Here is a 14,218-nt window from a genome sequence, read left to right as displayed (position 1 = left end):
TACCTCAATCGCCTCCTTACTTCATAGATTTGTATAGCAGATAAACGAAATACGGAACACCAACTATAGATAGAACAACTCCAGAAGGAATTTCAGCAGGTTGCACAATCGTCCGTGCTATAAAATCAGACCCTAGAACTAGCACCATACCGATAAGCATTGTAATTGGGATTGCCAAACGATGTTTAATTCCAACCATAGTTTTGGCAATATGGGGAGCTAATAACCCAACAAAACTAATCCCACCTGAAACGGCTACACAAGCACTTACTAGTGCAACGCAGGAGAAAAGAAGAATGCCTTTTTCTTTATTAACAGAAACTCCTAAGTTTTTCGCTCCGTTCTCATCCAGTTGGAATAAGTCTAATACTGTTGCTCTCCACCATATGATCGGAATGAAAACTAAAAGCCACGGTAATAGTGCTAATATAAAGTCCCAATTCGCATTCCATATACTTCCTGATAACCAAGCACGAGCTTTTTCGTATTCATGTGATTCCAATTTCATGCCAAAGTATAGAGCAATTGCATCTAAACCAAAGTTTAATCCAATACCGACTAAAATAAATCGCTCTGAATCTAATCTGCCTTTTCTCCATGTAAACATATATAAAAGGACAGCTGCAAATAGTCCACCGATTAAAGCAAATAAAGGCATAGAAAACATTGCGAGTGATTCTAACCCACCAACATTCCATTGGAAATAGAATACAAAAACAAGAATCGCTGCCCCTGCCCCAGCATTAATACCCAGTATACCTGGGTCAGCTAAATCATTTCTTGATATCCCTTGTAACACTAAACCTGCTAAGCCAAGTCCTGCACCAACTAAAGCGCCAATAATTATACGGGGTAAGCGAAGTTTAAACAATACAAGCTCAAAGTCAGGGTCATTGCCAAAACCAAACATTGTACTAAAGACGTCATATACAGGAATATCAAACATACCATTGGTTACACCTAGATAGATAATAAATAAAATTAGGAATAAAGAAACCACTATACTTGTTAAAAATTTGCGATTTACTGTTTTAAACATAGCTTTTTCCTCCTCTTGTTCTTGCTAAGTAGAGGAAGAATGGTACTCCCATAAATGCCATAATAACACCAACCGGTGTTTCAAATGGGTAATTAATGAATCTTGCTAATACATCAGATAATGTTAAGAAAACAGCTCCTAAAACACCAGAACAAGGGATAATCCACTTATAATCTGATCCAGCTAAAAATCTTGTAATGTGCGGAATAATCAAACCGATAAATGCAATTTTTCCAGCAAGTGCAACTGAAACACCAGTCAACACCATTACAACAACAGAAGCAACAATTTTAATAATTGTTGTTCGCTGTCCTAGATTCGTAGACATCTCATCTCCTAAAGATAGGATTGTAATAGATTTTGATAACCAAATAGCTGCTATAATAGCCAACGCAGCAAATGGCAATGAAATTTTAATAAGCTGTGGGTCCATTTGATCTAGCCTTGAATTATACCAAAAACTAATACTCTGTGAAATCTGGAAAAAACTCGAAAATCCAGCAGCAAGACTGCTTAAAAACGTACCAATAATTGTACCAAGTAACGCCAAGCGTACTGGTGAAAAACCATTTGGAAGAATACTTGCAATACCAAACACAATCGCAACACCTAATGCCGATCCCAAAAATGAGAATAAAATCAATTCAATAGATGAAGCATTCGGCAGAAAAATCATACACATCGTAATCATAAATACCGATCCATCTGAAACTCCCATAATAGCAGGGGATGCAAGTGGATTACGTGTAATCCCTTGCATAATTGATCCTGAAATAGCTAAGAAGGCGCCGATTAACAGCGCCCCTATAGCTCTTGGCATACGTGAAGATAATATGATTTCATGATTAATATTATTAGTATCATAATGAAAGAATGCATTTATTATCGTTGACATATCAATATTTTTAGCCCCGTATGATACAGATAGTACAAGGGATAAAATCACCCATATTGGTGCGGCAATTAATATAATAAATGGAACGATTCTTCGTATCTTTGAGACATTAAAACTCAACATGATCACCACATTATTTTTTTAGTAATTTCTTTGTAGCTGCATCTAAGAATAAATCTTCTGTTAAACCAGTTTTACCGTTTACAAGTGGTTCAACTACATTCACATATACTTGTTTATTTTCAGAAGCTTTCATTTTAGACCAAATTGGATTTTGTTGTAATTCGTCTAAAATCTTTGTATTTTGACTGTTTTCAATCTCTGCGAACTGAACAAATAAATGATCAGGATTGATCTCTGAAAGTTTTTCAATTGAAATCTTTTCTTGACCTTTTACGGCTTCCATTTCTTTTGGCATTTTTAAGCCTAATTCATGATAAAGTACCATGTTTAAATACGATTTTGGACCGTATACCATAATGCTTTTTCCACCACGAACACGAACAGCCATAACTGTTTGTTCTGTAACTTTAGCATCTTTTAAATCTGTTTTTGCTTTTGCAAGTCTTTGATCAAAATCTTCAATGAATTGTTTTGCTTCTTTTTGCTTACCTGCTACATCGCCAATAAAGGTAAGGTTGTCTCTCCATTTGTCTTCTTTATCAATGATTTTGATTGTTGGAGCAATATCCTGTAATTTAGCCATGCTTGCATCATCTGTATGGTCGCCAACAAAAATCACATCTGGTTTTAATTTTAAAATTGCTTCTAAGTTCGGTTGACCTTTTTCACCGATTGAAGTTGCATCACCCATAACATCTTTTAACTGTGGTGCTACTTTTCCAGCATATGTAGGTACACCCACTGCTTTAATATTTAATGCCGCTAACATTTCAGCAACGTTATGATCAGTTACAACAATTTTTTCTACCTTATCTTTTAATTTTGTTTCTTTACCTTCGTATGTCACAACTCTTTCTTTTGCACTTGCAGTGTCTTCCTTACCTTTTTCCTTTGCAGCATCCTTAGATCCACATGCAGCTAATGCGAAAATCGCGAACACTGCCATGAATACAAATAATAACTTTTTCTTCATCTAATAGTTCCTCCCTATTTCTCCCTATTTCTTCTCTATATTGAGAATTTTTATCAATTGAGAGTCTAAAAAAATTACATAAATTACAACCACTTCCAATGTTATTGAAAATAATTATCAATGTCAATAATTTTTTGGTATTTTTATTGTATATATCTATTTTTTATCTTTATAACTAAACCAGAGTACGATACGATATATCTAAAAACTTCCATTTCATTCAAAAAAGTAGTGACTAGAGATAATTCTCTAATCACTACTTTTTACATACTTATTTAAGGCCTTTAGATACTTCTTTCACCCTCTTAACTAGTCAAAGATGTAGAGTATTTAATTGATAACAATGGGCTAGAATCTTCGGCATAACTGAATCCCAAAAGGATGTATGCTATATTTAACTTACGGAAACTTGAAAGGATGTTTTAAATATGGCAAAAAGTGTTGTAATTGCTGAGAAGCCTTCTGTTGCACGTGATATTGCACGTGTATTGAAGTGTGATAAAAAAGGAAATGGTTATCTTGAGGGCAATAAATATATCGTTACTTGGGCTTTAGGGCATCTCGTTACATTAGCAGATCCAGAAAATTATGATGTGAAATATAAAAAGTGGAATCTAGAAGATTTGCCAATGCTACCTGAACGTTTGAAATTGACAGTGATTAAGCAGACTGGCAAACAGTTCAATGCCGTTAAAAGTCAACTGACTAGAAATGATGTAAATGAAATAATTGTGGCTACAGACGCAGGGAGAGAGGGAGAATTAGTCGCTCGTTGGATTATTGATAAAGTTAAAATCAATAAACCTATCAAACGTCTATGGATTTCATCTGTTACCGATAAAGCAATCAAAGACGGCTTTGCAAACTTGAAGCCTGGTAAAGCATATGACAATTTATATGCTTCAGCTGTCGCACGTTCGGAAGCTGACTGGTATATCGGTCTTAACGCAACACGTGCATTAACCACTCGATTCAATGCACAACTAAACTGCGGTCGTGTACAAACACCTACTGTGGGGATGATTGCAGGCCGTGAGGACGAAATTAAAAATTTCAAAGCACAAGCATACTACGGCATCGAAGCCCAAACAACAGACAAGTTAAAACTGACTTGGCAAGATGCTAAAGGCAATGGTCGTAGTTTTGATAAAGAAAAAACCGATGCGATTGTGAAAAAACTAGGCAAACAAAATGCTATTGTCGTGGAAATTGAGAAAAAGCCTAAGAAGTCGTTTGCTCCTGGTCTTTATGACTTAACAGAGCTGCAACGTGATGCGAATAAAATCTTTGGTTACTCTGCAAAAGAAACGTTAAATATTATGCAAAAACTGTATGAGCAACACAAAGTATTAACATACCCTCGTACAGATTCGCGCTACATCTCATCCGACATCGTAGGAACACTTCCAGAACGTCTGAAAGCGTGCGGAATAGGAGAGTATCGTTCTTTAGCTAATAAGATTTTAAATAAACCTATAAAAGCTTCTAAAACATTTGTTGATGATAGTAAAGTAAGTGATCACCATGCAATCATTCCAACAGAAAGTTATGTAAACTTCTCAGCTTTCACAGATAGAGAACGTAAAATTTACGATTTAGTTGTAAAACGCTTCTTAGCAGTTTTATTCCCAGCTTTCGAATACGAACAACTAACGTTACGTTCAAAAATTGGTGATGAAAAATTTGTCGCACGTGGCAAAACAATTCTTAATTCTGGCTGGAAAGAAGTATATGAAAATCGCTTTGAAGATGACGATGCAGTAGACGATTTAAAAGAACAAATCTTACCTCGCATCGAAAAAGACGATACATTAAACGTAAAACTAATTGCACAAACTTCAGGTCAAACAAAACCACCTGCACGCTTTAATGAGGCAACATTACTTTCGGCAATGGAAAACCCTACAAAGTACATGGGCACGCAAAATAAACAACTTGCAGACACATTAAAATCAACTGGTGGACTAGGTACTGTTGCTACACGTGCTGATATTATTGACAAGCTATTCAATTCGTTCTTACTCGAAAAGCGTGGTAAAGACATTCACATTACATCAAAAGGCCGTCAGTTACTTGATTTAGTACCAGAAGAATTAAAATCCCCTACACTAACTGCTGAGTGGGAACAAAAACTTGATGCAATTGCAAATGGCAAATTAAAAAAAGAAGTATTCATTTCAGAAATGAAAAACTATACAAAAGAAATTGTTGCCGAAATTAAATCGAGCGATAAAAAATATAAACACGACAACATTTCAACAAAAACTTGTCCAGACTGTGGCAAACCGATGCTAGAAGTAAACGGTAAAAAAGGCAAAATGCTTGTATGTCAAGATCGTGAATGCGGTCATCGTAAAAATGTATCCCGTACTACAAACGCACGCTGCCCTCAGTGTAAGAAAAAACTAGAACTTCGTGGTGAAGGAAACGGCCAAATCTTCGCATGTAAATGCGGCTATCGTGAGAAACTTTCTTCATTCCAAGAACGCCGCAAGAAAGAATCCGGTGGTAAAGTAGATAAGCGTTATGTCCAAAATTATATGAAACAACAACAGAAACAAGAAGAGCCTCTGAATAATGCGTTAGCAGAAGCATTAAAAGGATTGAAGTTTGATTAAACCCATATTTAAGGGGCTATTCATAAAGATTAAATATCTTTATGAATAGCCCCTTTTTGTAGTTTTTAAATAAAAATTGATCAAAATGGATTCTTCACACGGAATATTACTGTCCGTTGGTGCGGGATAAACAAAAGGTTTCTACCAAACTTGGTAGAAACCTTTTTCATCAATGAATGATTTTACTTCCTTTTGCATTCTCAACAAATTTTTCACTCGACTTGTTAATCGGCTTTTTCAGTACTAATGCAATAATGAGCATAATTACGATAAAGACGCTCAACACGAGGAGATCTCGTAATACAATATCCCAAAGCATACCGCCAACTGTTTCACGAGTGATACTAATCGCATACGTAAACGGTAAGAACGGATAAATCGCTTGGAAGAACGCCGGTGTCATTTGAATCGGGAATGTTCCGCCTGATCCAGCTACTTGCAGTACAAGTAAAACAATTGCCATCGATTTTCCGACGTTTCCAAAAACGGAAACGAGCGAATATACGATACAAACAAAGACTGCACTAATAAATAAACTGAATAGCACAAACCAGAATTTATCAACTACGTACGTACCAAGTAAGAATATATCCCCCATCGATACGATAAACGCCTGTGCAAGACCTATCGTTAAAAATGTTAAGAAACGTCCGAAGTAAATCTCATGGCTCTTATAATTTGCGCCTTCCTCATGTACTTCTACTGTTAATAACGAAACCATTAACAATGCTCCTACCCATAGTGCAAGCACTGTATAGAACGGTGACATCGCTGATCCATAGTTCGGCATCGCAAATAATTTATTTTCTTTTAAATTCACTGGATTTGCAAAGTAATCACTTTGCTTTTCAACATCATTTTTTAATAAGCGTATAATGTCCTTCAAATCCTCTTGTGATTCAAATTCACGAATTTTATCTGCTAGTTCTTTAATCTTTTTCTCAGTAGCTGGCATCTCTGCTTTTACATCTTCAACTTTCTTTGTACCTTCTACTAATCCTTTTGATGAATCTTCTAACAACTTTTTCACATCTGGAAGACTTTTATTTGCTTCACCTAAAATCTTTGATGTGTCTTTTGACATTTGTTTTGTTTTTGCAATTGCCTCATTGAAACTCGGAACGATTTCAGAATCGTATTTTGCTAAAATGTCGCCTAATTGTGCTGAAGTACTTTTTGATACTTGGTTGATACTTTCGATTACATCTTTTGCTGGTTGTTGCCCTTTATCAATGGCAGCAATTCCTTTATTCGTTAAATCCATTCCTTTTTGAAGATCAGCTTTTACTTTGTTTAGCTTATCAATCTGATTATTAACATTTTTATCGCTATTGACATCACCTAAAATTTTATTCAAATCATTTAAGACAGGTATCATATCATCAATCATATTTATAGTTGCTTGAAATTGACTATTTAAGCTATTTAAAGCTGTTTTAGAAGCATCCAATCCATTTATACCTTTATTTTTTAAGTCTTCTGCTGCATTTTTTACATCCTCAGTTGTATTTTTCAACTGTTCTGCTGTGCTTACTGCTTTTTGGAAATCTGCTACAAAGGTTGCAGTATAGTCTTTTTCAAATTGATCAACTGAGCTATTGATGTCATTCAACTTTTTGCTAATGCCATCTCTCACATCTTGCTTAACTTCCTGACCAGTACTAATTAAATCTCCAACATGCTTAATTCTATTATTTACATCATCCATAGAATTTTTAATGGCAGTTAGATGCTTAGCTCTATCTCCAAAAAACTTTTTACCAGAATCAGTTGGTGCTACCTTTTCCAATTCAGTAAAAGTATCAATAATAGAAGAGACATTATCAATATGACTTTGGAAATTATTAGAAACATCTTCAATGTTTTTCTTTGCAGTATCTGGATCAATTTTTCCATTTTGTAATCCATCCATAACACTTTGCACATACGCAGTTCCCACTCGTATAGAGTTGAGTGCACCATTTACTCTTTGGTCAATTTTTTGTGCCATATCTTTATATCCTTCACCATTAAACTGTGGAAGGTCTATATTCAGATCAATACCTGGACTTTTCAGGAAATCAGTAATGGACGCTGCACCATCCATTCCTTTTTTTAGTACTATTAAATTATTTTTTATTACTCCAGGAGCATTTTCTAACGTTTGACCATTTCTCGCAAAAAACGCGTCCAAATCCTTCGTCATTTGCTGTCCATCTTTAATCACATTTTCCACCGTTGGTAATGTATCTTGCGCAGTTTTCACAAGCCCTTGTGCTTTATCAGCATCTGTTAAGGCCGTATCAACAAGCTTATACATTTCTGGGAATTGTGCTTCTAACTTGAAAACAAGCTCTTTTACTTTCTCAATGCTTGGTAAGCTTGTTTCTAAATCGATTCCAAAGTCATTGAAGATTTTAAAAATCTCACCATTTGCTGTTTTGACGAAGTTCTTACTTACCTCTTCGGTTATACCTGATGCACCCTTTGCTGTAATTTTCGGTGCAATGGCGTTCACTTTTTCATTCACAAAATACTCAAGTTCTGGTTTTTGTGGATTATCGCTAATGACTGTTGCAATTTTTTCAGAGAAGTCTTTCGGAATCGTAATACTTGCATAATACTCTCCGTGTTTCACTCCATCAATTGCCTGCTCCTCATCAACAAACTTCCAACCAAGATTCTTGTTATCTTTTAATGAATCTATAATCTCATTCCCGATATTAATATCTTTCCCTCGTAGGTTTGATCCTACATCTTCATTTGAAACTGCGATTGGAACATCCTTTGTGTTTCCATATGGATCCCAGGAAGCTTCAATATTAAACCACGCATAGAGTGATGGTAAAATCGTAAGCCCTAACACAATAATAATTGCAGCCCAATGCTTTGCTACATTCCGTAAGTCTGTCGTATAAATACGCCATATTTGTTTCATATAAGCTATCACCTAATTATATATTTTTCTTTCTTGTGAAAATGATACATGCATTTTGCCATTATATCATTTCCTTTATCCGAGATTAAACGAAAATGCACTATATTCCCATCAAAATTCCTTATACATTCCATTATATAATAAATAAATGAAAGTATTAATACAAAATGACCAATTCGGTTTTACATTCAGTAATAACTAATATATAGGAAATGTCATAAAAAAGACAACTATTTTGTCTTGGAAATACTTGTCTTCATTAAAAAATCCCCATAGCCCTTGAGTAGCTATGAGGATTTTCTTCTATTTATATACTTATTTTTACTTCAATTCCAAAGTGATCCGAAATCACGCTTCGATTCATATCATTAAAAATAACTTCCGAAGAGATAACTTCTATAGGTTGGTTACTTAAAATAAGATCGATTCGTAAGTTTTTCTTATTTTCATCCCAGCCAGCAATATTCCCTTGTACGGTTGTTCCTTCATCTTTTTGCTTAGCTAATTCATATGTGTCATAGAGCCCCTGTTGCATGAGATAATCATATCCTTCTCTTTGCAAACGAGCGTTGTTATTAAAATCACCCATTAAGAAAGAGAGTTCTTTCTCATTCACTTGCTTTATCAAACGATCCACTTGTCCTTGAAATGATTCTTCTTCATCATTCCACCAGCCAAGATGACAAGAATAGAATGTTATGTTCTTACCTTTATAAGAGATTGTTGCACTGACAATTTTACGTGTTTTCCAATAATTCGTATTCATATTTTCTGATATAAAGAAGGAATCTTGTTTCACAATTGGATGTTTCGTTATAATCGCTAATCCTTCTTCATATACGTCATAGCCAATATGCGAGAAATCCCAAATAATATCATAACCTTCTGCACCTAGCTGCTCAAGTTCTGCAAGCAACACAAGTCCGAAATTATTTTTTTTCATGTTACCGCATACATTTTCGGCTGTAATAGACTGACTTACTTCTTGCAACGCAATCACATCATAATCTTGTTCTTGAATCGTTTTAGCAAGATGTTTTATTTTTTCCATTTGATTCTCTTCTTGCCAAGAATGACAATTTAACGTTAATACTCTCATTGGTTACACACCTAGAATATCTTGAATGTCTGACTTTAACACATCAGCTTTTGGACCGTAAACAGCTTGTACACCTTTGTCTTTTACAATTAAACCAAGCGCGCCATTTTTCTTCCATTGTACTTCTGGTGCAACGCCATCTAAGTCTTTTACAGTTACACGTAAACGAGTCATACAAGCATCTACGTCCGCAATGTTATCTTTCCCGCCTAACATTTCAATAACCGCTGTTGCTAATGAATCTTCTTTTCCAGTTGCTGTACTACCTTCAGACTCATCTTCATTCTCGATATAGTTACCAGCACGTCCTGGTGTTGGCAAATTCATCTTCTTAATTAAGAAATTGAACAATGTAAAGTTTAAGCCAAAGAATGCAGCTGATACAACAACGAAGTTAATTAAATCTCTCGTTAATCCTGCTTTTACCATCATTGGTGTACGAGTTAATAACTCAATAAAACCAAATGCATGAACACGTAGGTTAATTAAATCTGCTAATGCAAATGCTAAACCTGTTGTAATCGCATACACAACATACAATACCGGTGCAATAAACATGAACATAAACTCAATTGGCTCTGTAACACCTGTTAAGAATACTGCTAATGCTGCCGATAAGAACATTGGTTTATATTTGCTGCGTTTCTCTTTATCTACGTTACGGTACATTGCAAATGCAATCCCGATTAATCCTGCTGTAGAACCAATTACTTGTCCTGCTTTGAAACGAGCTGGAACAACATCATTTAACAGTTGCTTATATCCATTCATATCCCCATTTGCAACTAAATTGTTTAAATCAGTAATCCATGCAAGCCATAATGGATCTTGCCCTGCAACGATTTGACCAGCCTTTGCACCTGTTAACATCGTGTACGTGCCACCAAGTTCTGTGTAGTTCATCGGAATCGTTAACATATGATGTAATCCAAATGGTAATAATAAACGCTCTAGCGTTCCGTATACAAACGGTGCAACAACTGGTGCGCTATCTTTTGAAGCAGCAATCCAGCGACCGAATTCATTTAATCCACTTTGAATGAATGGCCATACGAACGATAAAACAATTGCCATAACTGTAGAACCGACAATTACTACAAATGGTACGAAGCGTTTTCCGTTAAAGAATGCTAATGCCTGTGGTAATTTATTATAGTTGTAATATTTATTGTATAATGTAGCTCCTAAGAAACCTGAAATAATCCCTACGAATACTCCCATGTTTAATGCCGGTGCACCAAGCACAGAAGTGAAATAATCTTTTACAAGTAAATTCCCTGCTAATAAAGAAGAAACCTTCGCTTTTGAATCCGCTAACATTTCAGCGTTTACGCCAAATATAGCTCCTGTAATTCTGTTTGTTAAGATGAATGCTAATAGCGCTGCGAATGCACCGCCCGCACGATCTTTCGCCCAAGATCCCCCAATTGCTACTGCAAATAAAATATGAAGATTTGTAATAATAGCCCAACCGATATCTTCCATAACTCTAGCAATTGTATGGATAAAAGCCATATCACCAGCAGACATACCAATGAGTTTACCAATGGAAATCATTAAACCCGCAGCTGGCATAACAGCTACAACTACTAATAACGCTTTCCCGAACTTCTGCCAAAAATCAAAAGAAGTAATTTTCATCTGTCTCTTCCTCCCCTTTAACTCTATCTTCCCTAATTATATAAATGATAATTTCCCTTTCACTCTGAAACCGATCTCTTTTTTTACGCAATCGTTTTCATAAATCTATTTTAATAAAAGCGTTTTCACATTGCAATACAAATTTATTATTTTTATAAAAAAAGATGCTACGAGAGCATCTTTTTTTATTAAGAAATACGATAAATCCTTGTTTCATAAGGTTTTAACGCGATTGAAGTAATATCATCATGTTCTGCTACTTCATAGTTATTTAAAAGCAAACGTTTGCGTTTTATAGTGAAAGTATCCTCATTAAACACAGCTTCTTCTTTCGATATATTACTGATTACAACAACTTTTTCATCATTTAGCGTACGCGTATACGCATAAATTTGCGGATCATCCTCTAAAATTAAGTCATACGTGCCATAAGTGAATATGTCATGCTCTTTTTTCAATGCGATCATCTTTTTATAGAAATTTAAAATAGAATCTTGCTCTGTTTGCTGCTTTTGAACATTAATGTCTTCATAATTTGGATTCATTCCAAACCATGGAGTACCTGTTGTAAAACCAGCATTCATTTCACCATTCCACTGCATCGGTGTACGTGAATTATCACGACAAGATGCCCAAATAATTTCCATCATTTCTTGATGTGATACACCTTCTTCGATCTTTTGACGATACAAGTTCTTAATCGCAACATCATCATAATCTTCAATATTTGGGAACTGAACGTTTGTCATTCCAATTTCTTGACCTTGATAAATAAATGGTGTCCCGTGCATAAAGAAGTACATTGCCCCTAAAGCCGTTGCACTTTCACGCCAATACTTTTTATCATCACCCCATGTAGAGACAATACGTGGCTTATCATGATTTTCAATATACAGCGCATTCCACCCTTTATTTTCCAATCCTTTTTGCCACTTTGTTAATACCTTTTTCAGTTCCACAACATCAAGTTCTTTTTTCTTTTCTGCATCCCATAAACTTAAATGCTCAAACTGGAATACCATATTGAATTTACCATTCTCTTCTCCAACCCAAAGATCAGCATCTTCAACCTTCACACCATTTGCCTCACCAACAGTCATAATATCGTACTTTGAGAATGTGCTCTCTTTCAATTCCTCTAAGAGAGGTTGAATTCCGTTTACATTCATATGCTTATCAAAAGAAGGTACATATTTTAGCCCTTCTGGATTTGGCATATCGGGCAAGCCTTCTTCTTTTTTAATATGACTAATTGCATCCACACGGAATCCATCAATTCCTTTATCTAACCACCAGTTCACAGTGCCATATAAAGCCTCACGAACCTCTTTATTTTCCCAGTTTAAATCCGGCTGCTTACGTGAGAATAAATGTAAGAAATATTGCTCTGTCGCCTCGTCGTATTCCCAAGCGGAACCACTAAAAATACTTTCCCAGTTATTCGGTTCTTGTCCGTCTTTACCATCGCGCCAAATATACCAATCACGCTTTGGATTGTCTTTGGAAAAACGTGATTCAATAAACCAGGGATGCTCATCACTTGTATGATTAATAACTAAATCAATAATTAACTTCATACCACGTTTATGCACTTCATCCAATAACTTATCAAAATCAGCCATCGTGCCAAACTCATCCATAATATCTTGGTAATCACTAATATCATAGCCATTATCATCATTAGGCGATTTATACATTGGACAAATCCAAATCACATCTATTCCTAAATCCTTTAAATAATCTAGCTTTGCAATAATACCTTGTAAATCTCCAATACCATCGCCATTAGAATCCATAAAGCTCCGCGGATAAATTTGATAAGCTACTGCTTCTTTCCACCATGTTTTATTCATAATAGTTCTCTCCTTTTGCATTCTTAAGAATTCATGCAAACGTTTTCGTAACACTATCATAACAAAATATGAGGAGTTTGCAACGAGAATTTTGTTACTCCTATTAAATATCTACTTTCAGCTAAGAAATAATACTCCTATTTTATTAATGACATGTAAGTATGGTTAATCTTACATAAAATGGTATTTTGTTCAGCGGAGGTTTTACTGCCCGCGAATAGCGGGGTAAAATAAAAAGTCATCCAATTTTGTCTCACTACTAAGGACATTTTGGATGACTAAAGTTCAATTTTCTTTTTCATTTGTAAATGTTTCTCCTATATAACTTCTTTACAGTTTATACAAACTGACTTTTTCATCAGCTAATTTTAAGCCTAAAGCTTTTCATTTAATAACTGTAATTTAATATTTGGTGCCCTGTTTTCTAATTTGGATTCTCCGTAGGCAACTGGAATTTGGAATTGAAATTTCTTTGTTTCGTGTCGATGTAAGTAAACAGGTTTCGGTACTTGATAGCTCTGCACTCTCTGATTTTCATCTTGATATAAAACGAGCTGTAATGCTTGTGAATGATTTTGATAGTTTTTTAAAGTAATGAAACAATTTCCCGCAATATTATCTCCCTTTTTCTCAAATGTACATTTACTATCCTCCTTTTTGTATTCGATTGCTTCTGTCCCCTTTTTGCCTGTGTAATACCATGTTTTATCAAGAGTTTGGAGCATTTTATTTAAAAAAAATGGCATTCCTATAATCACTACACACACAGTCGTTACTTTTATTTTATTTATTTTTTGTAACCAATTAGAGTCCTTTGTTTTCAGCCATTTCACAAGAAATAGAACAGAAATGAACTGTAATACAAACGACGAAATCCATATATTAGAAATTTTATAATTCATATAAATATGCGTATCTGCTGGAATACTATACGTTTGGAACAACTTTTCTCCGATTGACTCATTATCACCTGGCATCTTTATTAATAGTAATACTCCTATACTGTAGAAAATGGCTACTAACCTATCATATTCAATCCGAATCATTCTCTTTTCCTTCC

At 35.0% G+C, this 14,218-nt stretch carries 9 protein-coding genes; 1 reads left to right on the top strand and 8 read right to left on the bottom strand.

Annotated elements, in window-relative coordinates:
• Positions 1-16: 16 nt before the first annotated feature.
• The 3 genes from QUF99_RS05850 to QUF99_RS05840 are packed head-to-tail and all read right to left on the bottom strand — an operon-like array spanning position 17 to position 3,030.
• Positions 17-1,039 carry a FecCD family ABC transporter permease gene (locus QUF99_RS05850; RefSeq protein WP_289369008.1) on the bottom strand — a complete coding sequence of 341 codons (1,023 nt, stop codon included), beginning with the start codon at positions 1,037-1,039 and terminating at the stop codon, positions 17-19.
• On the bottom strand, positions 1,032-2,033 hold the full coding sequence (locus tag QUF99_RS05845) for a FecCD family ABC transporter permease (RefSeq protein WP_289374578.1): 1,002 nt from the start codon (positions 2,031-2,033) through the stop codon (positions 1,032-1,034). Before QUF99_RS05845 ends, QUF99_RS05850 begins: the two co-directional genes overlap by 8 nt.
• Positions 2,034-2,067: 34 nt before the next feature.
• Positions 2,068-3,030, bottom strand: a complete 963-nt coding sequence (locus tag QUF99_RS05840) for an iron-siderophore ABC transporter substrate-binding protein (protein WP_289369007.1) — start codon at positions 3,028-3,030, stop codon at positions 2,068-2,070.
• A 428-nt stretch (positions 3,031-3,458) separates the two neighbouring features.
• Here QUF99_RS05840 and QUF99_RS05835 point away from each other — a divergent pair, with 428 nt between their 5' ends.
• Positions 3,459-5,648: a DNA topoisomerase III gene (locus QUF99_RS05835; RefSeq protein WP_289369006.1), complete on the top strand. Its 2,190-nt coding sequence runs from the start codon at positions 3,459-3,461 to the stop codon at positions 5,646-5,648.
• Between the two features lie 169 nt (positions 5,649-5,817).
• Here the strand turns inward: QUF99_RS05835 and QUF99_RS05830 are convergent, their stop codons facing one another.
• The 5 genes from QUF99_RS05830 to QUF99_RS05810 form a co-directional block, all read right to left on the bottom strand.
• Positions 5,818-8,565 carry a YhgE/Pip domain-containing protein gene (locus QUF99_RS05830; RefSeq protein WP_289369005.1) on the bottom strand — a complete coding sequence of 916 codons (2,748 nt, stop codon included), beginning with the start codon at positions 8,563-8,565 and terminating at the stop codon, positions 5,818-5,820.
• A gap of 307 nt (positions 8,566-8,872) precedes the next feature.
• A complete protein-coding gene (locus QUF99_RS05825; RefSeq protein WP_289369004.1) occupies positions 8,873-9,664 on the bottom strand; it encodes an endonuclease/exonuclease/phosphatase family protein in 792 nt (263 codons plus the stop codon).
• Between the two features lie 3 nt (positions 9,665-9,667).
• Positions 9,668-11,305, bottom strand: coding sequence for a PTS transporter subunit IIBC (locus QUF99_RS05820; RefSeq protein ID WP_289369003.1), 1,638 nt, complete (start codon positions 11,303-11,305; stop codon positions 9,668-9,670).
• 188 nt (positions 11,306-11,493) lie between these two features.
• On the bottom strand, positions 11,494-13,158 hold the full coding sequence (locus QUF99_RS05815) for a glycoside hydrolase family 13 protein (protein WP_289369002.1): 1,665 nt from the start codon (positions 13,156-13,158) through the stop codon (positions 11,494-11,496).
• A 374-nt stretch (positions 13,159-13,532) separates the two neighbouring features.
• Positions 13,533-14,204: an ABC transporter permease gene (locus QUF99_RS05810; RefSeq protein ID WP_289369001.1), complete on the bottom strand. Its 672-nt coding sequence runs from the start codon at positions 14,202-14,204 to the stop codon at positions 13,533-13,535.
• Between the last annotated feature and the right edge of the window lie 14 nt (positions 14,205-14,218).

This window comes from Bacillus sp. DX4.1 (genome assembly GCF_030348195.1).
GTDB lineage: Bacteria > Bacillota > Bacilli > Bacillales > Bacillaceae_G > Bacillus_A.
This window is presented reverse-complemented; position numbering and strand designations above follow the sequence as displayed.

Coding starts and splice junctions, on each gene's coding strand:
- QUF99_RS05830 (WP_289369005.1), bottom strand. CDS start 8,565: ATGAAACAAATATGGCGTATTTATACGACAGACTTACGGAATGTAGCA.
- QUF99_RS05820 (WP_289369003.1), bottom strand. CDS start 11,305: ATGAAAATTACTTCTTTTGATTTTTGGCAGAAGTTCGGGAAAGCGTTA.
- QUF99_RS05850 (WP_289369008.1), bottom strand. CDS start 1,039: ATGTTTAAAACAGTAAATCGCAAATTTTTAACAAGTATAGTGGTTTCT.
- QUF99_RS05840 (WP_289369007.1), bottom strand. CDS start 3,030: ATGAAGAAAAAGTTATTATTTGTATTCATGGCAGTGTTCGCGATTTTC.
- QUF99_RS05835 (WP_289369006.1), top strand. CDS start 3,459: ATGGCAAAAAGTGTTGTAATTGCTGAGAAGCCTTCTGTTGCACGTGAT.
- QUF99_RS05815 (WP_289369002.1), bottom strand. CDS start 13,158: ATGAATAAAACATGGTGGAAAGAAGCAGTAGCTTATCAAATTTATCCG.
- QUF99_RS05825 (WP_289369004.1), bottom strand. CDS start 9,664: ATGAGAGTATTAACGTTAAATTGTCATTCTTGGCAAGAAGAGAATCAA.
- QUF99_RS05810 (WP_289369001.1), bottom strand. CDS start 14,204: ATGATTCGGATTGAATATGATAGGTTAGTAGCCATTTTCTACAGTATA.